The organism is Amycolatopsis sp. NPDC003731 (assembly GCF_053586895.1).
This window is the reverse complement of sequence record NZ_JBSFNC010000018.1, coordinates 35,490-58,907: the sequence shown is the minus strand read 5'-3', so window position 1 is coordinate 58,907 and position 23,418 is coordinate 35,490. Positions and strand designations below refer to the sequence as shown.

At 71.1% G+C, this 23,418-nt stretch carries 18 protein-coding genes; 15 read left to right on the top strand and 3 right to left on the bottom strand.

Features of this window, described 5'->3' with window-relative positions:
• Window positions 1–171: 171 nt before the first annotated feature.
• Entirely contained in the window at window positions 172–936 is a 765-nt protein-coding gene (locus ACWDN5_RS10550; protein ID WP_449675962.1) for an enoyl-CoA hydratase, read from the bottom strand.
• Between the two features lie 22 nt (window positions 937–958).
• Between ACWDN5_RS10550 and ACWDN5_RS10545 the strand changes: the two genes are divergently transcribed.
• Complete coding sequence (locus ACWDN5_RS10545) at window positions 959–1,327, top strand: hypothetical protein (protein WP_449675960.1); 369 nt, start codon at window positions 959–961, stop codon at window positions 1,325–1,327.
• Window positions 1,328–1,398: 71 nt separating this feature from the next.
• On the opposite strand, the gene ACWDN5_RS10540 is transcribed toward ACWDN5_RS10545, so the two are convergent.
• Entirely contained in the window at window positions 1,399–1,845 is a 447-nt protein-coding gene (locus tag ACWDN5_RS10540) for an Lrp/AsnC family transcriptional regulator (protein ID WP_033261465.1), read from the bottom strand.
• Between the two features lie 74 nt (window positions 1,846–1,919).
• Here ACWDN5_RS10540 and ddaH point away from each other — a divergent pair, with 74 nt between their 5' ends.
• The 14 genes from ddaH to ACWDN5_RS10470 all read left to right on the top strand — a co-directional run bounded on the left by ddaH (window position 1,920) and on the right by ACWDN5_RS10470 (window position 21,580).
• The gene (gene ddaH, locus ACWDN5_RS10535; protein ID WP_449675959.1) at window positions 1,920–2,756 is read left to right on the top strand and encodes a dimethylargininase; all 837 of its coding nucleotides are present in this window, start codon (window positions 1,920–1,922) and stop codon (window positions 2,754–2,756) included.
• An 81-nt stretch (window positions 2,757–2,837) separates the two neighbouring features.
• The gene (locus ACWDN5_RS10530; RefSeq protein WP_449675958.1) at window positions 2,838–3,497 is read left to right on the top strand and encodes a polysaccharide deacetylase family protein; all 660 of its coding nucleotides are present in this window, start codon (window positions 2,838–2,840) and stop codon (window positions 3,495–3,497) included.
• Between the two features lie 622 nt (window positions 3,498–4,119).
• Entirely contained in the window at window positions 4,120–4,845 is a 726-nt protein-coding gene (locus ACWDN5_RS10525) for a glycoside hydrolase family 75 protein (protein WP_449675957.1), read from the top strand.
• 197 nt (window positions 4,846–5,042) lie between these two features.
• Window positions 5,043–6,353 carry a nucleotide sugar dehydrogenase gene (locus ACWDN5_RS10520; protein WP_449675956.1) on the top strand — a complete coding sequence of 437 codons (1,311 nt, stop codon included), beginning with the start codon at window positions 5,043–5,045 and terminating at the stop codon, window positions 6,351–6,353.
• The gene (locus tag ACWDN5_RS10515) at window positions 6,343–7,524 is read left to right on the top strand and encodes a glycosyltransferase family 4 protein (RefSeq protein WP_449675955.1); all 1,182 of its coding nucleotides are present in this window, start codon (window positions 6,343–6,345) and stop codon (window positions 7,522–7,524) included. The genes ACWDN5_RS10520 and ACWDN5_RS10515 overlap by 11 nt, the downstream gene beginning before the upstream one ends.
• A 110-nt stretch (window positions 7,525–7,634) precedes the next feature.
• Window positions 7,635–8,993 carry a GumC domain-containing protein gene (locus ACWDN5_RS10510; RefSeq protein WP_310967851.1) on the top strand — a complete coding sequence of 453 codons (1,359 nt, stop codon included), beginning with the start codon at window positions 7,635–7,637 and terminating at the stop codon, window positions 8,991–8,993.
• Entirely contained in the window at window positions 8,990–10,813 is a 1,824-nt protein-coding gene (locus tag ACWDN5_RS10505; RefSeq protein ID WP_449675953.1) for a Wzz/FepE/Etk N-terminal domain-containing protein, read from the top strand. Before ACWDN5_RS10510 ends, ACWDN5_RS10505 begins: the two co-directional genes overlap by 4 nt.
• A gap of 40 nt (window positions 10,814–10,853) precedes the next feature.
• On the top strand, window positions 10,854–12,764 hold the full coding sequence (asnB, locus tag ACWDN5_RS10500) for an asparagine synthase (glutamine-hydrolyzing) (protein ID WP_449675952.1): 1,911 nt from the start codon (window positions 10,854–10,856) through the stop codon (window positions 12,762–12,764).
• Window positions 12,761–14,938: a bi-domain-containing oxidoreductase gene (locus tag ACWDN5_RS10495; protein ID WP_310967848.1), complete on the top strand. Its 2,178-nt coding sequence runs from the start codon at window positions 12,761–12,763 to the stop codon at window positions 14,936–14,938. The genes asnB and ACWDN5_RS10495 overlap by 4 nt, the downstream gene beginning before the upstream one ends.
• A gap of 28 nt (window positions 14,939–14,966) precedes the next feature.
• A complete protein-coding gene (locus tag ACWDN5_RS10490; RefSeq protein ID WP_449675950.1) occupies window positions 14,967–16,964 on the top strand; it encodes an alginate lyase family protein in 1,998 nt (665 codons plus the stop codon).
• Between the two features lie 9 nt (window positions 16,965–16,973).
• Window positions 16,974–18,500 carry a right-handed parallel beta-helix repeat-containing protein gene (locus ACWDN5_RS10485; RefSeq protein ID WP_449675948.1) on the top strand — a complete coding sequence of 509 codons (1,527 nt, stop codon included), beginning with the start codon at window positions 16,974–16,976 and terminating at the stop codon, window positions 18,498–18,500.
• A 1-nt stretch (window position 18,501) separates the two neighbouring features.
• Complete coding sequence (locus tag ACWDN5_RS10480; RefSeq protein WP_310967845.1) at window positions 18,502–19,770, top strand: O-antigen ligase domain-containing protein; 1,269 nt, start codon at window positions 18,502–18,504, stop codon at window positions 19,768–19,770.
• Complete coding sequence (locus ACWDN5_RS10475; RefSeq protein ID WP_449675946.1) at window positions 19,767–20,936, top strand: glycosyltransferase family 4 protein; 1,170 nt, start codon at window positions 19,767–19,769, stop codon at window positions 20,934–20,936. Before ACWDN5_RS10480 ends, ACWDN5_RS10475 begins: the two co-directional genes overlap by 4 nt.
• Window positions 20,933–21,580 carry a phosphatase PAP2 family protein gene (locus ACWDN5_RS10470; RefSeq protein ID WP_310967843.1) on the top strand — a complete coding sequence of 216 codons (648 nt, stop codon included), beginning with the start codon at window positions 20,933–20,935 and terminating at the stop codon, window positions 21,578–21,580. Before ACWDN5_RS10475 ends, ACWDN5_RS10470 begins: the two co-directional genes overlap by 4 nt.
• A gap of 317 nt (window positions 21,581–21,897) precedes the next feature.
• On the opposite strand, the gene ACWDN5_RS10465 is transcribed toward ACWDN5_RS10470, so the two are convergent.
• The gene (locus tag ACWDN5_RS10465) at window positions 21,898–23,379 is read right to left on the bottom strand and encodes a right-handed parallel beta-helix repeat-containing protein (RefSeq protein WP_449675944.1); all 1,482 of its coding nucleotides are present in this window, start codon (window positions 23,377–23,379) and stop codon (window positions 21,898–21,900) included.
• Window positions 23,380–23,418 lie beyond the last annotated feature (39 nt).

Here is a 23,418-nt window from a genome sequence, read left to right as displayed (position 1 = left end):
ACCAGGTCTACTCCCGAGGTTAGCTCGCCCTCAACACCGATGTTGGTAGTGTCCCGGGTGTTGGACGACCTCTTCGGTGCTCTTCAATGTCCCCTTCGCAGGTCCGCCAGATACCTGTAACTCATGGTAACGGGTAGTCGCCGCGACGCGTTGTGATGCGCGTCTCCCGCGTCACGGCCGGGACCGGATCCGTTCCCGCATCAGGGAAAGCCGTTCGGCGAACTCCGGTGACGCCAGGGAGGCGAGCTGCGGCCGGATCTCGACGTCGACGGCGGCGCTGTGCTCGGCCAGGCCCGCGGTGGCGCGCAGGCTGCGCTTGGTGGCGAGCAGCGCTTCGCGCGGCGCGGCGACGGCGGGGTGAGCGAGCTCACGCGCGGCGGTCAGCAGTTCGTCATGGCCCCCGTCGACGACGCGCAGAGCCAGCCCGGCCCGCACGGCGGCTTCGGCGTCGAGCGGCTGCCCGAACAGGGTCATGGCGGCGGCCTGCTGGGGGCCGGCGATCCGCTGCGTCATCCAGGTCATCCCGCCCCCGGGGTGCAGCCCGAGTTCGAGGAACCGGGCGACGAACTTCGCCCGCGGCCCGGCCAGCCGGACATCGGCGGCGAGCGCGAGGTTCAGCCCGGCCCCGACGGCGGCACCCCCGACGGCGGCAATGGTCGGCAGGGTGCACTGCGCGACGGCGAGGAAGCCCGCGTAGATGGCCCGCAGGCCGGTTTCGTCGGCTTCGGCCAAGGCGGACAGATCGGCGCCGGCGCAGAAGGCGGGCGGAGTACCGGTGACGACGACGGCGTGCACGGCCTCATCCCGTTCGGCGGCGGCCACGGCGTCGGCGAGCTGCCCGGAGAGGTCGAGCGTCAGCGCGTTCCGGCTCCCGGGAGCGTCGACGGTGAGGAGGGCGACGCCGCCGGCGTGCTCGCTGACGATGCTGTCGGTCATCGGATCAGGGTATTGGTGGTGTGTGGCGGAACTGCTGGTGGTGCTGGTCGGCAACCTGCTGACGATGATCGACATGTCGGAGCTGTTCGGCGGACGGCGCCGCCGCTCCCGCGCCGCGGCCTCCGCGCGCGGCGAGCGGGTGGAGTACCCGTGTGTGCTGCGGTCCGAAGAGGTGACCGACGGCCGCGAACGGCGGGGCTGGATCGCGGTGGGCGAGGGGACGGCGACGTGGCGGACGCCGGGCGCGGAGCCGGTGCCGTTCGAGCCGGGCGAGCTGACGATGCAGGCGGTGGACCGCCAGGCGGTGACGTTCCAGTCACCGGGCGGCCGGACGGAGCTGCGCCTGCACCCGGACGAGGCACCACCGGTGCTGCGCGCGCTGGGCGGCTGAGCGCTTTCGGCCCTGCCCGGGTCGCGGCCGGGATAAGTCACCCTTCCGGTCTGAACCGGGGGCCGGAGGCCTCACTGCTCCGGAGTGGGCGGCCGCTCCAGCAGCCGCGAGAGCACCACCGTCGACACCGTCCGGTCCACGATCTCCAGCCCCCGCAGCCGCTCGAGCGCCGTCTCCAGGTGGTGGATGTCCGCCGCCCTCAGGTGGACGATCGCGTCCGCCGCGCCCGACACCGTGTACGCCGCCACCACCTCCGGCAACGGCTCCAAGCGGGCGCGGATGCGGGCCGGCGTGATGTTGCCCTGGCAGGTGACCTCGACGAACGCCTCCGTTCCCCAGCCCAGCGCCTCCGGGTCGACCACCGCCGTGAAGCCGCGCAGGATGCCCGTTTCGAGGAGCCGGTCCACCCGCCTCTTCACCGCCGGCGCCGACAGGCCGACCACCTTGCCGATCTCCGCGTAGCTTGATCGCGCGTTCGCCACGAGACACGAAACGATTCGCTGGTCGATGGTGTTCACACGCAACATCTAGCACAGATACGCGCAGCGAACAGCGATTGATTGCGAGTTTAGGCGCGCCTTACCCTGCAACCATGCAGGCGATGCGCGTACCGACCACCCGTCGATACCTGATGTGTCCCCCGCGTCACTTCGCGGTGGACTACGTGATCAACCCCTGGATGGACCCGACCCAGCCGGTCAGCGCGGACGTCGCCGTCGCGCAGTGGACCGAGCTGCGCGACACCTATCGCCGCCTCGGCCACACCGTCGAGGAGATCGAGCCCCAGCCCGGCCTGCCCGACATGGTCTTCGCCGCCAACTCCGGCACCGTCGTCGACGGCCGCGTGCTCGGCTCGCGGTTCCGCGCCCCGCAGCGCGCCGCGGAAGCCGAGCACTTCCGCCGCTGGTTCGTCGAGCACGGCTACCGCGACATCACCATGCCGGAGAAGATCAACGAGGCCGAAGGCGACTTCGCCTGGACCGGCTCCCTGCTGCTCGCCGGCACCGGCTTCCGCACCGACCCGGCCGCGCACGCCGAGGCCCAGGAAGTCCTCGGCGTCCCGGTCGTCTCGCTGCAGCTGGTCGACCCGCGCTACTACCACCTCGACACCGCCCTGTTCGTGCTCGCCGAAGCGACCGACACGACCCGCGCGCAGATCGTCTACTACCCGGACGCCTTCTCGGCCGGCTCGCGCCGGGTGCTGGAGCGGCTGTTCCCGGACGCGGTCCTCGCGACCAGGGAAGACGCCGAGTGTTTCGGCCTCAACGGCGTGTCCGACGGCCGCAACGTCGTCCTGCCCGTCGAGGCCACCCGATTGGGTGAACTTCTCGCTGCTCGGGGGTACGAGTCTGTCTACGTCGACATCTCTGAGCTGCGGAAAGCCGGCGGCGGCCCGAAGTGCTGCACGCTGGAAATCCGCAAAGGCTAAATAACGGCAAAAATGTGTAACTCACCCGTTTGCCAGTGCGATTAATCGAAGTAACAAATCGACTACTCGCGGTGGCAGGCGGTGGGAGTGGTGACGGTGATCCTCGCCGTGCACGGGGTGGGCCGGCCGGCGCGCCAGCTCGACCCCGGTGAAGACGAGCGCTGGCTGACCGTCGAGCAGTTCGAGCGCGTCCTCGACGCCGCCGCGGACCGCGAAGACGTCCGGCTCACCTTCGACGACGGCAACGACTCCGACGTCGAGATCGTGCTGCCGCGGCTGGCCGACCGCGGGCTGACGGCGGAGTTCTTCCCGCTCGCCGGCCGGCTCGGGCAGCGCGGCTACCTCGATCGCGACGGCCTGCGCGAGCTCGTGCACGCCGGCATGGAGATCGGCTCGCACGGCTGGGAACCGCGCGACTGGCGGCGCCTCGACGACCGCCACGCCGACCGCGAGCTGAAGGACGCGCCGAAGCTGCTCGGCGACCTGTGCGGCCGGCCGGTCCGGCGGTACTCGCTGCCGTTCGGCGCCTACGACCGGCGCGTGCTCGCGCGGCTCCGCCAGGCGGGCGCGACCCGCGTGTATTCGAGCGACGGCGGCGCGGTCCACCCCGACGGCTGGCTCCAGCCCCGCACGGAGCTCCCGCACGACCTCGACGGAGATTGGCTCGACGGAGTCCTCGCCGGCTCCCGCCGACACGCGACCCGCTGGGCGAACCGCCTGTTCCGCCGCACTGCCCGGTAGGCGCGGGCCGCTCGCGCGCTGGGGCCGGTCGCTTGTTGCCGGGTGGGTGCGGGTCGCTCGCGGGCTGGGGGCTGCCTGTGCCGCGTCGCCCGGTGGGCGCGGGCCGCTCGCGCGCTGGGGTCGGTCGCTTGTTGCCACGTCGCATGGGTGGGCGCGGGCCCCTCTTGGGCCGGGTGTGGCTGCCAGTGCCGCGTCGCCCGGTGGGCGCGGGGCACACCAGGTGGGTTGCGTGCGGGCGCCGGCCGCTTGCGCCGGGTGGTGGTCTGCCCTGTTGCCGCGCCGCCCGCGTGGGCGCGGACCGCTCCCGCGCCGGGTAGCGAGCTGCCCGCTACCGCGTCGGCCGAGCGAGCGGCAGCCGGGCCGCGCCAACCGGCGAGGCCCAACCGCCCTGCCCGTTAGGCGAACTTCGCCGGATCCCGGCGGACCCGCCGCGTCCCGGCGAACGGGACACCCGCCGAACCGGTCGCCGCCCGGCCAGACCGGTGAGCAGCCTTTTCGTCAACTCCCGCCACCCTGATGGGAAATTCCCGCACCCGAAGGCCTTGAACGCGCGCGCCTCCGCGGTGCATCCTGGTGCCCCGCCGCCGTAAGGAAAGTTTCCTAACTAAAGGGAGCGCCAGGAATGCGGAAACTGATCCTGCTCGCGACGCTCGCGCTGGCGTCGGCCGTGGTGCCGTCGGCCGTCGCGTCCGCGTCGCCCGCCCCGGCCGCGGCACCGGCCACCGCGGCACCGGCCACCGCGGCACCGGCCACCGTGGCCGCCGCCCCCACCGCCGCGCAGCTGCTCGCCAAGACCAACAGCTGCAAGCAGATCTCGAACGGCAAGTACAAGACCGACGAAGACGTCTCGAGCAAAACCGTCGCCGTCTGCGATGCCAACGGGGCCGTCTTCTGGAAAGCCGACATGGACATCGACTGCGACGGGCAGCGCACCTCGCAGTGCAACGAGGACACCGACTGCTGCTTCCAGGACGACACCGCGTTCCACCAGTCCGACGGCAAGCCGCTCAACGCCGCGAAGCTGCCCTACATCGTCGTGCCGAGCTCCAGCAGCATCTGGAAGTACTCCTCCTCCGGCCTCAAGGGCGGCGGCTCCTGCGCGGTGATCTACAACGGCAAGGTCGAGTACACCGTCATCGGCGACACCGGCCCGTCGCAGATCATCGGCGAGGCCTCCTACGCCACGGCGAAGGACCTCGGCATCAACCCCGACCCGTCCAACGGCGGCACCGACTCCGGCGTCACCTACATCTGCTTCAAGAACTCGACCGTCTCGCCGATCGAGAACCACGCCAACGCGGTGAGCAAGGGACAAAGCCTCGCCACCACGTTCGTGAACAACAACTGACGCGACCGATTCACGATCCGGCGGCGAACCGTGGGCGTAGTCCACCGTTCGCCGCCGGATCGAGACGCAATTCTCACCCGGATCCCTTGCGTCTCACCGCCAACTCACGCCGTCCCCCGTTCGCCGCGTCCGCGGTAACGATCCAGGGGCGCCCGCCGACCAACTTGAGGGTCGCGCGGAATAGCGGAGGTTTTGGCGTGAAGATCAGTGTCTTCGGGCTCGGTTACGTCGGCTGTGTCTCCGCCGCGTGCCTGGCGGGGCAGGGACACCGGGTGGTCGGCGTGGACGTCAACCCGGTGAAGATCGACCTGATCACCCAGGGCAACGCCCCGGTGGTCGAGGAGCGGATCGGCGAGCTGACCGCCGAGGTGGTCGCGAGCGGTGCGCTGAGAGCCACCACCGACGTCGCGGAAGCGGTCGCCGACAGTGAGATCTCGCTGGTCTGCGTCGGGACGCCGTCGGCGCCGAACGGCAGCCTCTCCACCGTCTACCTCGAGCGCGTCGCCGAGGAAATCGGGGAAGCCCTCGCCCGGAAGGACACGCGGCACACCGTCGTCTTCCGCAGCACCATGCTGCCGGGCACCTGCCTCGATTTGCTGGTCCCGATCCTGGAGAAGGCCTCGGGCCGCACCGCCGGGGTCGATTTCGGCGTCGCGGTGAACCCGGAGTTCCTGCGCGAAGGCACCAGCGTCCGCGACTTCTTCGACCCGCCGAAGACGGTCATCGGCGAGATCGACGAAGCCAGCGGCGACGCCGTCGCGGCGTTGTACGAGGGCCTGCCCGGCCCGGTTTTCCGGGTGCCGATCCCGGTCGCGGAAATGACGAAGTACGCCGACAACTCCTTCCACGGCCTGAAGATCGGGTTCGCGAACGAGCTCGGCGCGATCTGCCGGGCGCTGGGCCTCGACTCGCACCAGGTGATCGACGTCTTCCTCGCCGACACCAAGCTCAACATCAGCCCCGCCTACCTCAAGCCCGGGTTCGCCTTCGGCGGCTCGTGCCTGCCGAAGGACCTGCGCGGGCTCGTCTACGCCGCGCACCGGGCCGACGTCAGCGTGCCGATCCTGTCGCACGTGCTCGCGTCGAACGACGAACACCTGCAGCGGGCCTTCGACCTGGTCGCGCGCACCGGCAAGCGCAAGGTCGGGCTGTTCGGCCTGTCGTTCAAGCCGGGCACCGACGACCTGCGCGAGTCGCCGCTGGTCGAGCTGGCCGAGAAGCTGCTCGGCAAGGGCTACGACCTGAAGATCTACGACGCCAACGTCAGCCTCTCCCGGCTGATGGGGGCCAACCGCGAGTACATCGAGAGCCGGCTGCCGCACCTCGGCCAGCTGCTCGCCGGGACCGTCGACGAAGTCGTGAACCACGCCGACGTCCTGCTCGTGGGCACCAAGGACCCCGACGTGCTGGCGGCCCTGCCGCACGGCCGGGAGATCGTCGACCTCGTCCGCCTGCCCGACGCCGCCGAGCGTCGCCTTGAAGAGGGATACGCCGGCCTTGCCTGGTAAAGCGCTCATCCTCGTCGAAAACCTCTCCGTCCCCTTCGACCGGCGGGTCTGGCAGGAGTCCACGACCCTGCGCGACGCCGGGTGGGAAGTCCACGTGATCTGCCCGCAGGGCACGAAACGCGACACCGAGGCCGAAGCCGTCGTCGACGGCGTCCACATCCACCGCTACCCGCTCAAGGCGGCGACCGGCGGCCCCGCCGGCTACCTGCAGGAGTACGGCACCGCGCTGTGGCACACGCTGCGGCTGGCCCGCAAGGTCGGACCGGTCGACGTCGTGCACGCCTGCAACCCGCCGGACCTGCTCTACCTGGTCGCGAAGGTGCTGAAGCGGCAGGGCGCGAGGTTCATCTTCGACCAGCACGACCTGTGCCCCGAGCTGTACCTGTCGCGGTTCGACCGCGGGCAGGACCTGCTCTACCGCGGGGTCTGCGCGCTCGAACGCGCCACCTACCGCGCCGCCGACGTCGTCATCTCGACGAACGAGAGCTACAAGCAGGTCGCCCGGATCCGCGGCGGCAAGAAGCCCGAGGACGTCTTCGTGGTGCGCAGTGCCCCGGTCGTCGAGCGGTTCCACGAGGTGCCGGCCGAGCCCGAGCTGAAGAAGGGCAAGCCGCACCTGCTCGCCTACCTCGGCGTGATGGGCCCGCAGGACGGCGTCGACTACGCCCTGCGCGCGCTCGCGAAGCTGCGTGACGAGGTCGGCCGCACCGACTGGCACGCCGTGTTCGTCGGCTCCGGCGACGCGTTCGACGACATGGTCGCGCTGTCGGCGAAGCTCGGTCTGGCCAACCAGGTCGAGTTCACCGGCCGGATCTCCGACGAGGACCTGGTCCGCTACCTGTCCACCGCCGACGTCTGCCTGTCGCCGGACCCGCTGAACCCGCTCAACGACGTCTCCACGATGAACAAGGTCATGGAGTACATGGCGATGAGCAAGCCGATCGTCTCGTTCGAGCTGCGGGAAGCCCGGGTGTCCGCCGGCGACGCGGCCGTCTACGCCCCGGCGAACGACGAGTCGGCCTTCGCGAAGCTCGTCGCCCAGCTGCTCGACGACCCCGAGGAGCGGGCCCGGATGGGTAAGCTCGGCCAGGCCAGGGTGGCGGGTCCGCTCTCCTGGGAGAACTCCGCGAAGGCTCTGCTTGCCGCGTATGAGCACGCTGTGAAGTCCTGATCGCCATTCGGTCAAGAAGTCACCCGCACGTGTAACCAATGCTCCCGGTCTTACGACGGTTCGGGTAACCGGCCGATCAACTGAATCCGTTCGGCGTACCCGGCTCAGGAATGGAGACCCCGCCGTTGACTGACGACACGGTGCGCCTGGCCCTGGTCGGGCAGGTCCTGCGACGGCGATGGCGGCTGCTGGCCGTCCTCGCCGTCTTGGGCGCGCTGGTCGGCGCGGGAGCGTCGATCCTCTTCTCGCCCGGCTACAAGACCACCTCCGGCGTGCTGCTCCAGGGCCCGCGCCAAGCGGACGAGCTGCTGACCCAGGCCGACATCGCGAAGGCTTCGGTCGTGCTCGACCGCACAGCGGCCATGCTGCCGTGGCACCCCAGCGGCGCCGACCTGAAGGACCAGGTCAGCACGTCGGTGGCGCAGAGCAACGTCGTGACGATCACCGTCTCCGCCGACACCGCCGAGCACGCCCAGCAGCTCGCCGACCAGGTCGCCCAGCAGTACGTCAAGTTCTCCACGCAGCTGGCGACCAACTCCGCCGACGCCTCGGTTCAGCTCGCCCAGGAGCAACGCGAGTCGCTGCGCCAGCAGGTGAAGCTGACGACCGAGCGGATCAGCGACCTCGCCAAGAACGTCGGCGGCGACCTGACCGTGGAGAGCGTGCAGGTCCGCACGCAGCTCGAGGGCCTGAAGACGTCGCTGGAGCAGGCGATCAACGATCTCAACCAGGCCGACCTGGCCACCGGCGTCGGCAACACCGTGGTGCTCGGGCCGTCCCAGCGCCCGACGTCGCCGGCGGCCCCCACGATGACGCAGCTCGTCGCCGGGGGCGCGGTGCTGTTCTTCCTCTTCGGGGTGTTCGGCCACCTGTTCACCGCCCGCACCGACCGGCGGCTGCGGGGCGAGCCGCAGATCGCGTCCGCGCTCGGCGCGCCGATCCTGGCCGGCGTCGACGTCACCACCCCGGAGGGCGACCGCGCTCCGGCCACCGGCTTCCTCGGCAAGGTGCGGCACCTGCTCGGCGGGGACCGGCCGTGGGTGCTGCCCCCGGTCGCGACCTCGGCCGACGAGGTCAACCGCGACATCCGCTACCGCCGGGTGCTGGCCCGGCTGGCCACCGGCCCCGCCGACATCCTGCTGCTGGTGGCCGACGACGACGAGACCGGCCGCCTGGCCGCCGCCCAGCTCGCCGAGCTGGCCGACCGGCAGTCCCTGCCGCTGCGGGTCTTCGAGTTCTCGCCCGACCGGCCCACCGTGCCGGACGCCACGGCGAGTTCCGGGGTCCTGGTCGTGCTCGGCGCCGGCACGCGCACCGCGTGGCAGCTCGTCCGGCTCGCCGAGGCCTGCGCCGACGGGGGCCAGGAGATCGTCGGGGCCGTCCTCACCCACCCCGTCCGGCCGAGCGCGCCGGAGAAACCCGGACCCGCGGCGGAAGCCCCCGAGAAAGCCCTGGCAGGTTCGGCGTGACGACTCCTCCCGAAACCCCCGCCGCGCCGTTGGTCGACCTCCAGCGGCTGTTCATCGCGATCCGCCGCCGCAAGCGGATCTGGCTGGCCACGGCGCTGCTCGGGCTCATCGCCGGGGCGGCGCTCGCGGTCGTGCTGCCCGCGCCGCCGACCGCGGTCGCCAAGGTGATCGTGGTCCACCAGGACGACTCGCCGACCGACAGCGGCACGCTGATGCGCACCGACGTCGCCGTGCTGCAGACGGCCCCGATCGCCACGGGCGCGCTGAAGAAGGTCGGCAGCACCGACTCGCCCGAAGACTTCATGAAGAACTACGCGGGTCTCGGCCTGACGAACAACATCCTGCAGATCACCGTCAAGGCCAAGAGCGACGAAGAGGCCGTCGCGAAGGCCCAGGCGCTGGCCGAGACGTTCATCGCCGACCACGTCAAGCGCAGCCAGGCGGCCGCTGCCGCCCAGTCGCAGGCCATCCTCGACCAGCGGAAGAACGCCCAGGACGAGCTGGGCAAGGTCGAGCAGCAGATCGTCGAGGAGGAGGGCAAGGGCCGCCAGGCCAGCCAGCCCACCCTCGAGAACCTCTACAGCCGCCGCGCCGCGCTGACCGCGCAGATCTCGGACTTCACCTCGCGCGCCCAGCAGGCCGGCATCGGCAGCCCGCAGGTCGCCGCGGGCACCCAGGTCGTCGACGCGGCCCGCGCGCTGCCCAAGGCGTTCCTCAAGACCACCGCGACCAACGCCGGCATCGGGTTCGCGCTCGGCCTGGCCCTCGGGCTCGCGCTGGTCGCCATCGGTGCCGTCTCGCGCGACAAGCCGGTGCTGCGCCGCGAAATCTCGACGCACCTGGGTGCGTCCGTGATCGCGCAGCTGCCGTCGAAGCTGCGCGGGCCGGCCCGGCTGTGGCGGCGCTCGCGCGCGGTTTCCGAACGCCGACGCGTCGCGACCACGCTGGCCAGGCTCATCAAGAAGGACCCGCGCGCGGTGTCGCTGTTGGAGCTCGGCGCGCCGAAGGTCGCGGCCGCGCTCAGCCTGGACGTCGCTGCCGAGCTCGCCGAGGACGGTGCCGCGAGCGTCGTCGACGACCTCCCGCGCGAGGACGTCCGCAAGCTCGCGCAGGAGACCAAGAGCGACATCTCGGTGGTCGGGGCCGGCGACCCGCCCGGGCAGCCGGAGGAGCGCCGCGTCGGCGTCGGCACGGTGTCGCCGGGCACGGCGTGGACCGATCTGGAGCACCTCGGCAAGGAGACCGTGCTGGTCGTGAAGGCCGGGCACGCGAACACGCTGTGGCTGCACACGGTGGCGCGGCAGCTGGCCGACCAGGAGATCCCGATCCTCGGCGTCGTGCTGGTCGACCCGGACCCGCGCGACAAGTCCGACGGCACGCTGTGGGACGGCCTGCACACGGCCCTGCGCGGCCGCGGCCGCCCGGTAGCGGCCCCCGCCGCGGCTCCGGCCACGGCTTCGGCCGAGCACGAGGACCGCCTCGACGAGCTGGTCGCCCGCGTCGCCGAGCGCGTCGCCACTGAGCAGCCGACGCGCCGGTTCACCCCGGTCCGGCCGGTGCTCCAGCCGCCGCACACCCCCTCGCGGCCACCGGCGTCGCCGCTGCCGCCGCCGGGCGGGGTGAGCGTCCCGGACCACTTGAACGCGCCGACGAAGAAGTTCGCCCCGGTCAAGCCCCCGAAGCGGCCGACGCCGTTCAAGCGCGATCACGGCGAACCGAGCCACAAGGGCGATCTCGAACCCGAAAAGAACACTGTGACAACCGGGGCCTCGCCCCAGGCCGGGGGCTCCGCCACCCAGACCCCCGAAAAGAGTGCGTGAGTCTCCCGACCCGCGCCGCGACCGAAGGGGAACGCACCCGATGTGCGGCATCGCAGGCACCTACCTCTGGCCGGACGGCGGGCCGCTCACCGACCGGCTGACCAAGACGCTGGCCCACCGCGGCCCGGACGGCTCCGGCCGCTACGAGCACCGGGCCGGACCCGGCCAAGTCCACTTGGGACACCGGCGGCTCTCGATCATCGACCTGTCCGAGACCGGCGCGCAGCCGATGGTCCTCGACGGGCTCGCGCTGAGCTACAACGGCGAGCTGTACAACGCGCCCGAGCTGCGGGCCGAGCTGGCCGCGGCCGGTGTGCGCTTCCGCGGGACGTCGGACACCGAGGTGCTGCTGCAGGCGTGGCGGCGCTGGGGCACCGACTGCCTGCCGAAGCTGCGCGGCATGTTCGCCTTCGCGCTGTTCGAGGAGGGCACCGGCGAGCTGTTCCTGGTCCGCGACCAGCTCGGCATCAAGCCGCTGTTCTTCGTCCAGCGCAACGGCGGGGTCGCCTTCGCCTCGGAGCTCAAAGCGCTCGCGGGTGAGCTCGGCGGGTCGCTGCAGGTCGACAACGCGGCCCTGATCGCGTCGCTGCTCTACTACTGGGTGCCGGACAGCCGGTGCGCGTACCAGGGCGCGGAGAAGCTGCAGCCGGGCACGTGGCTGCGCTGCCGCCCGGACGGCCAGGTCGACCGCGGCCGGTTCTGGTCACTGCGGGAGGTCGCCGAGGAGGGCGCGGCCTTCGACGGCGAAGTCGACCTGCACGAGGTGATCGCCGAGTCGACGGCCAAGCACCTGCTCTCGGACGTCCCGGTGGCGACCTTCCTGTCGGGCGGGCTGGACTCCAGTTACCTGACGGCGCTGGCCGCGCGGTCGCAGCCCGGGATATCGGCCTACACCATCGGGTTCCGGGCCGAGGACGCCAAGTTCGAGGCCATGCCCGACGACCTGAAGTACGCCCGGATCGTGGCGGAGCAGTTCGGCGTCGACCTGCACGAGATCGAGATCGCGCCGCAAGTGCTCGACCTGCTGCCGAAGATGACCTACCACCTCGACGAGCCGATCGGCGACCCGGCGGCGATCAACTCGTTCCTGATCTGCTCGGCCGCGCGCGAGGCCGGCGTCAAGGTGATGCTGTCCGGGATGGGCGCCGACGAGCTGTTCGCCGGCTACCGCAAGCACCTCGCGAACCTGATCGCGCTGCGCTACCACAAGGTGCCGAGCGCGGTCCGGCGCCCGGTCGAGTCCATTGTGGACCGGCTGCCGGTGGCGTCGGCCAAGCGCGGCTACCGGTCGGTGCGGTTCGCCAAGCGGTTCCTGTCCTTCGCAGGCTTGCCCGAGGAGACGGCGTTCCGGCGCAGCTACACGATGTACGACCGCGCCGAGCTGCTCGGGCTGGTCAACCCGGACCTCGCGGCTTCTGTCGACGACGTCCTGACCGAGCACGCGGACACGTACAACGACCAGGCTTTGGACGACTTCGTCAACCGGATGTGCCTGGCCGACTCGCGGATGTTCCTCCCCGGCCTGAACCTGACCTACACCGACCGATCGACGATGGCGGCGTCCACCGAGGTGCGGACCCCGTTCGTCGACGTCGAGGTCGTGCGGGCGGCGTTCAAGATCCCGGGGAACCGGAAGATCGTCGGCCGCGCCGGGAAGATGGCGCTGAAGAAGGCCGCCGAGAACATCCTGCCCGGCGAGATCGTGCACCGGCCGAAGGGCCTGTTCAGCGCGCCGCTGCGGGCCTGGATGAGCCGCGACCTGGCGCCGCTGGTGCGCGAAGTCGTCAACGAAGGCGTCCTCGTTTCGTCGGGCTTCCTGCAGCGCGAGGCGTTGCAGCGCATGGTGGCCGAGGACGCCGCCGGTCAGGAAGACCGCGGCAAGCACCTCTGGCACGTCTTGACCCTCGAGTATTGGTACCGGAACGCGATGTCTGGAGCGGGAGCGAAGTGAAGCAGGTAGTCCAGAACTACAAGAGCGGGGAACTGGCGCTCCTCGACGTGCCCGAGCCGGCCTGCAAGCCGGGCGGCGTGCTGGTGCGGACGGTGTACTCGCTGATCTCGACCGGCACCGAGATGATGAAGGTGTCCGAGGCCAGCATGTCCTTGGTGGGCAAGGCGAAGGCCCGCCCCGACCAGGTCGCGAAGGTCATGCAGAGCGTGGCCACCAACGGCCTCTCGGCGACCTACCGCAAGGTGACGTCCAAACTGGACTCCTACACCCCGCTCGGCTACTCGCTGTGCGGTGTCGTCGAGCAGGTCGGCGACGGCATCACCGACGTGAAGGTCGGCGACCTGGTGGCCTGCGCGGGCAACGAGCACGCCCTGCACGCCGAGCTGAACTGGGTGCCCAAGAACCTCTACTCGCCGGTGCCCGCCGGCGTCGACCCGCGCCACGCGGCGTTCGGCACCGTCGGGTCGATCGCCATGCAGGGCGTCCGCCGCGGCGAGCCGCAGATCGGTGACGTCGCCCTGGTCATCGGCCTCGGCCTGATCGGCCAGCTCGTGGTGCAGCTGCTGGCGTCGTCCGGCGTGCGCGTGGTCGGCGTGGACCCGGACCCGGAGCGCTGCAAGCTCGCCGAGAGCCTCGGCGCGCTGACCTGCGCGCACCCGGCGTCCGGCATCGTGGACACGGCGGTGGACGAGCTGACGCACGGCGCGGGCGTCGACCAGACGTACCTCGCGGCGGGCGGCAACACGAACGACCCGGTGGAGCTGGCCGCGAAGCTGTCGCGCGACCGCGGCCGCGTGATCGACATCGGCAAGTGCAAGCTCGACCTGCCGTGGAACGCCTACTACGAGAAGGAACTCGACGTCCGGTTCTCGCGGTCGTACGGACCGGGCCGCTACGACCCGTCGTACGAGCTGGAGGGGCGGGACTACCCGATCGGCCAGGTCCGCTGGACCGAGCGCCGCAACCTCGAGTGCGTCCTCGACCTGATCGCGCGCGACCGCCTGGACGTCGAGCCGCTGATCACGCACGTCGCGGACTTCTCTGACGCCGTCTCGACGTACCAGTCGCTGAACGAGGGCGCGCTGAAGGCGGTGGCGGTGCTGTTCCGCTACCCGGACGGGGTCGCCCGGACGGAGCCCGTCGTGACGTCGGCGCGCGTCGGCGTGGCAGCGGCTCCGGCGGCCGCCCTGCCGGCCGGTCAGCCGGTGCGCCTGGGCTTCATCGGGGCGGGCAACTACGCGTCGTCGATGCTGCTGCCGCACCTGGTCGAGCGCCCGGACGTGCAGCTCAAGCACGTCGCGACGACGTCCGCGCTGTCGGGCGCCAACGCCCGCCGCAAGTTCGGCTTTGCGGCGGCGTCGACGAACATCGACGACGTCCTCGGCGACTCGTCGATCGACGCGGTGTTCGTCGTGACCCGGCACAGCTCGCACGCGGAGCTGACCCGCCAGGCGCTGCTGGCGGGCAAGACGGTGTTCGTCGAGAAGCCGCTGGCGCTGTCTTCCGAAGAGTTGCAGAAGGTCCTCGACGCGATCGAGGAGTCCGGCAACGACCGCCTCCAGGTGGGCTTCAATCGCCGGTTCGCCCCGCTGCTGCACGAGGCCCGCGACCAGTTCGGCCCGCGCGTCGGCCCGGCGAGCGTCCGTTACCTGGTGAACGCGGGCCGACTCGACCACGGCAGCTGGTACAACCAGACGGATTCGGAAGGGTCCCGCTTCGCCGGCGAAGGCGGCCACTTCATCGACACGGTGAGCTGGCTCCTCGACGCCGACCCGGTCTCGGTGTACGCGACGGGAGACCTCCAGGTGACCCTCGGCTACGCGGACGGCTCGACGGCGGTGATCACGTACGCCGAGACGGGCTCATCGGGCTTCCCGAAGGAGACCCTGGATCTGGTCGCGGACGGCAAGGTCCTGAAGTTCGACGACTTCGTGCGAGCGTCGGTGTACTCGCGCAAGAAGTGGGCCAGTTCCCGCATCCCGAAGGGCCGCGACAAGGGCCAGGCCGCGGAGGTCGAGGCGTTCCTGACGGCGGTCCGGACGGGCGCGCCGATGCCGATCTCGATCGCCTCCCTGGCGGCAACGACCCTGGCGACGCTGGCCGCCCAGACGAGCGCGGCGAACGCGGCGCCGGTGCGGATCGAGCTGCCGCAGAAGACGGGCGCCCCGGCATGACGAGCGGGCTGGAGCCGGGGGGCCCGAAATGATGGGTCCCGGCTGGTACCTGCGCCGGCTCTCGCGGATGGGGCCGGCGGAGGTGGTCGGCCGCGCGCGGCATGCCGTCGTTCAGCGGCAGTGGCGGTCCGCGCTGCCCACTCCGCCGGACTGGCCGCCGCACCCGCGTTTCACCGCGACGCTGCCCGCCGGGGTGCTCGGCAAGGTGTCCGGCGAAGCCGTCGCGCGGCTGGTGGCCACCGCCGACGAGCTGATGGCGGGCCGCGCGGAGTACTTCGGCGTCGAACGGACGGATTTCGCGGCGCCCGACTGGTTCCTCGACCCCAAGACCGGGCGTCGCGCGCCCTCGGACGTGTACGCGTTCGACGTGCCGTACCGGTCGGAAGACACGGTCGGCGACATCAAGCAGATCTGGGAACCGTCGCGGCACCAGCACCTCACCGTGCTGGCCACGGCGTACGCCCTGACCGGGTCCTCCGCCTACGCCGAGCGCGCGGCGGAGCACCTGCGTTCGTGGTGGGCCGCCAATCCGCCGTTGCGGGGGCCGCACTGGGTGAGCGGCATCGAGCTGGGCATCCGGCTGCTGTCGTGGGTCTGGACGCGCCGGCTGCTCGACGGCTGGCCGGGCGCGGCGGAGCTGTTCGAGCAGAACCCGGACTTCCAGCTCCAGCTGTGGCACCACCAGAACTGGCTCGCCAGCCTGCGCAGCCACGGTTCGTCGGCGAACAACCACGTCATCGCCGAGGACGCCGGGCTGCTGGCCGCCGCCTGTGCGTTCGGCTGGTTCCCGGAGTCGGCGAGCTGGCGAACCGCGGCGATGCGCTCGCTGGACGTCCAGCTGGGGCGCAACACCTTCGCGTCCGGGCTCAACGCGGAACTGGCCTCCGAGTACCACGGCCTGGTGCTGGAACTCGGCCTGGCGGCGGCGGTCGAGGCCGACGCCGCCGGCACCCCGGTGCCGGATTCGACCTGGGACGTCCTGCTCCGGATGACCGACGCCTTGGCGTCCATTGTGGACAACAAGCTGCGCCCGCCCCGCCAGGGTGACGCCGACGACGGCTTCGGCCTGATCGTCGACGGCACGGCGACCGACCGCTGGGCGTCGCTGCTGGCTTCGGGAGAGGCGTTGTTCGGCCGTCTCGACTGGTGGCCGGCGGTCCCCGGCGACGACGTCCGCACGGCGCTGCTCGCGTCTCTCGCTTCGCGCACTCCGCGTGCTTCGGGTGTCCGCCCGGGCAAGCGTCCGGCGCACCTGCGGGACGCGGGGATGACGATCCTGCGCTCGGGCCCGGTGTGGGTCCGCTGCGACGGAGGCCCCCACGGGTTCCTGTCGATCGCGGCGCACGCCCACGCCGACGCGCTTTCGCTGGAGGTCCGCCACGACGGTGTCGACGTGCTCGCCGACCCGGGCACGTTCTGCTACCACGGCGAGCCGCAGTGGCGGTCGTACTTCCGGTCGACGCTCGGCCACAACACGCTCGAGCTGGCCGGCCGCGATCAGTCGGTGTCGGGCGGGCCGTTCCTGTGGACCCGCCACGCGGTGACGAAGGTCCTGGACGTCCAGACCCCGGACGACGGGCCCTCCCGCTGGTCGGCCGCCCACGACGGCTACGCCCCGGCACTCCACCGCCGCACGGTCGAGCTGGCCGGCGACGTGCTCAAGATCGACGACGAGGTGCTGGGCGAGGGCGCCCCCGGACCCGCGCGGCTGGCGTTCCACTTCGGCCCGTCGGTGACGGTCATGCTCGACGGCACCACCGCCCGCCTCCGCTGGACGGCGGAGGAAGCGAGGGCGTCCGATTCCGCCGCCGATCCGCTCGTCGGGCGGGTCTCCGGTTCGCTCGGCGGTGCCGTGCGCACCGCCGTGATGGAGTTGCCGTCCGAACTTGCGTGGACCGTGCACCGGGGTGATGCTGAGCCGCCGCTGGGGTGGTACTCCGCGGGGTTCGGACGCAAGGAACCCGCCACCACCCTCGTCGGCTCCGGGTCGCCCGGACACCTCACCACCCTGCTCCGCTTCAGTTAGGACCGGCCCGTGACAGCCCGCCGCTTCCGACTCCGCCGTGCCGCTCCGCTGCTCGGTGTCCTGCTCACGGTCGCGGCGTGCTCGGGCGGGCCGGACACCGACGGCGGCCCGGCCCAGGCCACCGCGGCTCCCAGCGGGTCGGTCGCCGCGGTGTGCGACAAGCAGCCGGCCGGCCCCGCGGCCGCGCCGGCCGGGGCCGTCGTCGTCGACCCCGCCGTGCCGGGGGACCTGGCGGCGAAGACCCGCTCGGCCGGCTCCGGCACGACGTTCTGGCTCAAGCCCGGCAAGCACATCCTCGGCGACGACAAGTACGACCAGGTGTCGCCCAAGGACGGGGACGTCTACCTCGGCGCCCCCGGCGCGGTGCTCGACGGCCGGAAGATCAACCAGTACGCCTTCACCGGGCACGCCACCAACGTCAAGATCAACTACCTGACCGTGCAGGGCTTCGTCGCTCCGCACGACGAAGGCGTCGTCAATCACGACTCCGGCGACGGCTGGGTGATCGAGCACTCGACCATCCAGGACAACGACGGCGCCGGCCTCATGGCGGGCGCGCGCCAGCAGGTGCGCGGCAACTGCCTGCGCCGCAACGGCCAGTACGGCATGAACGCCTACTCCGGCGGCACGCCGCTCACCGCGCTGGTCGTCGAGGGCAACGAGATCGCCGGCAACAACACCGGCGACTGGGAAGCGAAGATCGAAGGCTGCGGCTGCAGCGGCGGGGTCAAGTTCTGGGACGTGAACGGCGCCGACGTGCGCGGCAACTGGGTGCACGACAACCACGGCACCGGGCTGTGGGCCGACACGAACAACAACGACTTCCTCATCGAGGGCAACCTCATCGAGAACAACGACAGCGCCGCGCTGATCTACGAGATCAGCTACAACGCCGTCATCCGGGACAACACGATCCGCAAGAACAACTGGGCCGACGGCCGCCGGTACGCCGACAAGAGCGACAACTTCCCGACGTCGGCGATCTACATCTCCGAGTCCGGCGGCGAGCCGCGGATCAAGGCGCGCACCGCGAAGATCGAGATCTCCCGCAACTACCTGGAGAACAACTGGTCCGGGATCACGCTGTGGGAGAACGCCGACCGGTTCTGCAACAGCCCGGCCAACACCTCCTCGGGTGACTGCACCAAGCTGGTGCCGGCGGTCAAGCAGTGCGCGGCCCCGGCGATCACCAGCGGTGCGCTGCTGGCCGACTGCCGCTGGAAGACCCAGCACGTCGACATCCACGACAACAAGTTCGTCCTCGACCAGGCGGTCGTGGGCTGCCAGGCCTCGTGCGGCCGGATGGGCCTGCTGTCGAACTTCGGCAGCTACCCGGACTGGTCGCCGTACCGCGGCGACGACGTCCAGGAAGCGATCACGTTCAAGCAGGACAACCGCTGGCACGACAACAGCTACGCCGGTCCGTGGACGTTCATCGCCTACTCGGCCGACCGTGTCCTGGAAATCGGCGAGTGGGAGGGTGCGCCGTACTCGCAGGACAGCGGGAGCACCTTCACCGCGCAGGGCGGAGGCTGACATGACCGCGCACCCCGGACTGTCCGGCCTCCGCGGCGACGCCGCGCCCGAGCCCGCGTCCTCGACGCCGAAGTGGGCGGGCCTGGCGTGGGCGCTGCTGATCCTCAACACGCTCGGCTCGACCGGCGCGAAGACGGTCCTTCCGCTGCCGCGGTCGGTCAGCCAGCTGGTCACCATGGGCTCGCTGATGACGGCCTTCGTGATCGCGCTGGCCCTGAACAAGCACCTGCGGATCCGCCCGAGCGCGTACCTGACGCTGCTGACGGCCCTCCTGGGCGCCAGCATCCTCTCCAGCGCCGACCTGCAGGAAGGCTTCGGCGCGCTGTTCCGGTGCTTCCGGCTCACCGTGTTCGTCTCCACGCTGTGGTTGCTGACCCGCTGGTGGGACGGCGGGTTCAGCTTCGTCCGGTACCACATCCGCACGTACGCGGTCGTGCTCGCGTCGGTGGCGATCGGCCTGGTGATCTCGCCCGGCAACGCGATGCCGGAGGAGTACGGCGGCCGGCTTTCGGGCGCGGTCTGGCCGCTGACCCCGCCGCAGATCGGCCAGTACGCGGCGGTCATTTCCGGGCTCACGCTCCTCCTCTGGTTCGGGCGCCGCACAACTTGGCGCAGCGCGCTGATGATCGTGGTGCCGGTGCTGGGATTGCTGCTGCTCACCCACACCCGCACGGCGACGCTCGGTCTCGTCGCCGGTCTGGCGGTGGCCTTCCTGTCGATGGTGCTGACCAGTGCCCGCGCGAGGAAGGTGTTCGCGTGGACGGTCGGCGTCGGCGGGGTGGCCGGCGTGGTGCTCGCGGGCGCGCTGCAGACGTGGTTCCTCCGTGGACAGAGCGCGGACAACTTCTCCAGCCTGACCGGCCGCGCGAAGGTGTGGGACGCGCTGCTGGAGGCCCCGCGGACGACGGCCGAGTACATCTTCGGGGTCGGCCTGACCGACAAGTCCTACGACGGCCTCCCGATCGACAACAGCTGGCTCGCGATCTACCACGAGCAGGGTTTCGTCGGGATCGCCCTGGTGGCGGGCTTCCTCCTCACCTTGGTCGTGGTGGCCGTGCTGCGGCCACCGTCACTGGCTCGCGCGTGCGCGATCTTCCTGATCACCTATTGCATTTCGGCCTCCTACACCGAAGCGGGACTCGGCGACGCGTCGCCGTACCTGCTGCACTTGGCGGTCGCCGCGTCACTGCTGGTCCGCGGGGTGCCGCAGTCCGACGAACAAGCATTCATCCCGGCGAAGGGGGCAGACGTGCGAGGTGCAGGCGCGTGAAGGTGCTCGTGGTGCACAACCGGTACCGCTCCGAGCAGCCGAGCGGGGAGAACAACGTCGTCGACGCCGAGGTGACGCTGCTCGCCGAGGGCGGGCACCAGGTGTCGCTGTTCGAACGCCGCAGCGACGACATCGCGGCGATGCCGTTGCCCCGCAAGGCCGCGGTGCCGCTGATGGTGCCGTGGAACCCGGCCGTGCGGAAGGAGCTCGCCGCCCGGCTGCGGGCCTCGCGCCCGGACGTCGTGCACATCCACAACACGTTCCCGCTGCTGTCGCCGTCGGTGGTCGCCGCGTGCGCGGACGCGGGGGTGCCCGCGGTCGCGACGCTGCACAACTACACGATGGTCTGCCCACCCGGCACGCTCCACCGCGACGGCCGCATCTGCACCGAGTGCGTCGGCGGCTCACCCCTGCCGGCGGTCAAGCACGGCTGCTACCGCGGTTCGACCGCGGCCACGCTCCCGATGGCGGCGAGCATGGTCGCGAACCGGCGCCGGTGGTGGACGGGCATTTCCCGGTTCTTCTGCATTTCGGCGGCGCAACGTGACCTCCTGGTGTCGGCCGGCATGCCCGGCGAGCGGATGGCGGTGAAGCACAACTTCGTCACCGACCCCGGCGTCCGCCGCACCGGCGCCGGCAAGCACGTGCTGTTCCTCGGCCGCGTCACCGAGGAAAAGGGGGTCGGCTTGCTGATGCGAGCCTGGGAGCGCCTCGACGGCGCCTTCGGCGTCCCGCTGGTCATCGCGGGCACCGGCCCGATGCAGGACGAGGTCGCGGCCTGGGCGGCCGGCCGCCCTGACGTCTCCTACGTCGGCCTCCGGAACAAGGCGGAATGCCGTGCCCTGACCGCCGACGCGGTCGCGGTGGTCGCGCCCTCGACGTGGCTGGAGGCCTTCGGCCTGGTCGTGGTCGAGGCGATGGCCGCCGGCGTGCCGACGGTCGCCGCCGCGCACGGGGCGTTCCCCGAGCTGGTCGACGACGGCGTGACCGGCCTCCTGCACGTCCCGGACGACGCAGCCTCCCTCGCGGACCGCCTGCGCGCCGTCGCCGGCGACCGCAACGCAGACATGGGCGACGCGGCCCGCGTCCGGTACGAGAAGGACTTCACACCCGCGGTCGGGCTCGACCGCTTGATCGCCGGGTACGAGGCGGCGATCGAGGCGTGAGGCAGCTGGTCCGGACGGCGCCCGCAGCCCTGCCGGCCGTGCTGCGCACCCCGCTGGCGATGACGGCTGCCCTGGCGACGGCGGTGCTCGTCGCGCTCGGCATCCTGCACTTCCACGACTCCGGCCTGACCGGCATCGACGCAGCCATCCTGCCTTCGCTCTACCCGGTCCAGCCGCCGTGGCGGTACGTCGCCCTGGCCGTCGACTTCGGGGGCGAGCCGGTGGGGTCGGTGATCCTGATCGGTCTCCTTTCGGTGGTGTGCTGGCTGGTCCGCCGGGTCCGGACGGCCGTGCTGACGGTGGTGGGTGTCGTGGTCACGGTGGCGGTGACGACGGTGCTGAAGCCGGTGGTCGGCCGCACCATCCACGGCGAGTTCCTGTCGTACCCGAGCGGGCACACGGCCTTGGCGACCGCGCTCGCGCTCGTCGTAGCGCTGTTGCTCACCGAGCGACTGGGGCTGGGGCGCGCGGCCGGGCTCGCGCTTGCGCTGGGCCTGGCGTTGGTGGCCGGGCTGGTGATGGGGTGGGCCGAGGTCGCGTTGGGCGCGCACTACCCCACGGACGCCCTCGGGGGATTTTGTGCCGCGCTGGCCGCGGTCCCCGCGACCGCTTGGGTCCTCGACCGTGTGGCCGACCGGCTCTGAGAACAAGGCCGGTTGCCCCGTTGATCCGCGCTGAGGACGCGCGCTCGCGGGGCGGCTGATCCGGGGAACATCGAGTGGTGTTCCTCGTTCTGGTACGGGTGGGCTGAGAAATTCGTCCACTGTGGACGCGGTGGTCGGTCGAGGCGGTCATGTCTCCGACGGTACCGAACAGGCGTGCGAACGCCAGTCGCTGAAACGGGTGAACCGACGCGTCCGAAATTCTCCGTTCGCGACTTTTCCGTTGTGGTGCAAGGGAAAACTCGGCTCACGGCGCGAAGCGTTGTGGAAATTGTCGGACCCGGTCGGCAAGCTCGTGATCAGCAGCCGGCGGGCCCACCGCCGAACGAAGAGCATTCGTCCTGCGAGTAGGGCTTTGCCTGCCAGCCCGCAGCGTCGACCGTCCTGGAGGTGTCATGCGCCACGAACGTCCACGGCCCGGAGTACACATTGTCGTGCCACCGGTTGGCCTGCCGGAACGTGATGGCCTCTTCGATCACCGTTCCCTTGTAGGGCGACCAGTCCGGGAACGTCCCGTAGTTCGACAGCAGGGCCATCCGCCCGCAGAGGCTCGTGCAGCCGACGCGGCCGGCGTCGAACTTGAAGGTGTTGCCGTGGATCTCCACCCGCTGCGTCTTCCAGCGGCAGTCGTCGTAGGCCGGGGCCTTCTCGATCGTGCCCGCGGCGCACGAAGACTTTGCCGCCGGCTTGGTGCAGTAGCCCGTGGACGTGTTCGCCGGGCTGTTGCAGAAGCGGTCGGCGTTCTCCCACAACGTGATCCCGGCCCAGTTGTCCTCGAACGTGTTGCCGCTGATGTCGACGGCGGACGTCCGGGCCTGCACGCGCGGGTCGCCGCCCGATTCCGACAGGTACACCGTCGCCACCGGGAAGTTGTCGCCGCGCGCCGCGAACGCGCGGCCCTGCACCAGGGTGTTGCCGCGGAAGGTGTTGCCGCGCAGCACCAGGTTGTAGCTGGTCTCGTAGAACAGCGCCTCGGCGTCGTTGGCCTCGAACAGGTTGTCCTCGACGAGGAAGTCGTTGTTGTTTGTGTCCGCCCACAGCCCGGCACCGTGGTTCCCGTGGACCCAGTTGCCGCGGATGTCGGCGCCGTTCACGGCCCAGAACTTGGCGCCGCCGCTGCAGCCGCAGCCCGGCACCTTGGCCTCCCAGTCGCCGGTGTTGTTGCCGGTGATCTCGTTGCCCTCCAGCACGAGCCCGGTGATGCCGTCGCCCGCTTGGTAGGCGTTGAGCCCGTACTGGCCGTTGTTGCGCAGGCAGCTGTGCCGCACGACCTGGCCGGCGCCGGCCATCAGCCCCGCGCCCGCGTTGGCCTCGATGGTGGTGTTCTCGATGAGCCAGCCGTCGCCGGAGTCGTGGTTGACCACGCCCTGGTCCTGCAGCGCGGCGAACCCGCGGACGGTGAGGCCCCGGAGCTGGACGTCGCGGGCCCGCTGGGTGAAGGCCGCCCGGTTGACGCCGCGGCCGTCCACGACCGCGCCCGGCGCCCCGAGGTAGACGTCGCCGTCCTTGGGGGCGACCTGCCCGAACTCGTCCTTGCCGAGCGTGTGGGTGCCGGGCCGGAGCCAGAACGTCGTGCCCGCCGGGTGCGCCGCCGTCTTGGCCGCGAGGTCACCGTCGACGGCGGGGTCGACGGTGACGGCTCCGGAGGGTGGCCGGCCGTACTCGGCGGGTTGGTGGTCGCACACTGGCTGCGGTCCGTCGGCGGCTCCCGCGATCGCCGGGCACGCCACGGCGATCAGGAGCGAGCAAGCAGCGACGAGAACCGCACGAGATCTGCCCATGGCAGGAAGTTACGCACGAACGGGCCGGAAAACAGTCAC

Bases quoted from the DNA above. Each gene is read 5' to 3' on its own strand.
- ACWDN5_RS10510 (WP_310967851.1), top strand. From the start codon at position 7,635: ATGGAGACCCCGCCGTTGACTGACGACACGGTGCGCCTGGCCCTGGTC.
- asnB (WP_449675952.1), top strand. From the start codon at position 10,854: ATGTGCGGCATCGCAGGCACCTACCTCTGGCCGGACGGCGGGCCGCTC.
- ACWDN5_RS10490 (WP_449675950.1), top strand. From the start codon at position 14,967: ATGATGGGTCCCGGCTGGTACCTGCGCCGGCTCTCGCGGATGGGGCCG.
- ACWDN5_RS10480 (WP_310967845.1), top strand. From the start codon at position 18,502: ATGACCGCGCACCCCGGACTGTCCGGCCTCCGCGGCGACGCCGCGCCC.
- ddaH (WP_449675959.1), top strand. From the start codon at position 1,920: ATGCAGGCGATGCGCGTACCGACCACCCGTCGATACCTGATGTGTCCC.
- ACWDN5_RS10550 (WP_449675962.1), bottom strand. From the start codon at position 936: ATGACCGACAGCATCGTCAGCGAGCACGCCGGCGGCGTCGCCCTCCTC.
- ACWDN5_RS10525 (WP_449675957.1), top strand. From the start codon at position 4,120: ATGCGGAAACTGATCCTGCTCGCGACGCTCGCGCTGGCGTCGGCCGTG.
- ACWDN5_RS10465 (WP_449675944.1), bottom strand. From the start codon at position 23,379: ATGGGCAGATCTCGTGCGGTTCTCGTCGCTGCTTGCTCGCTCCTGATC.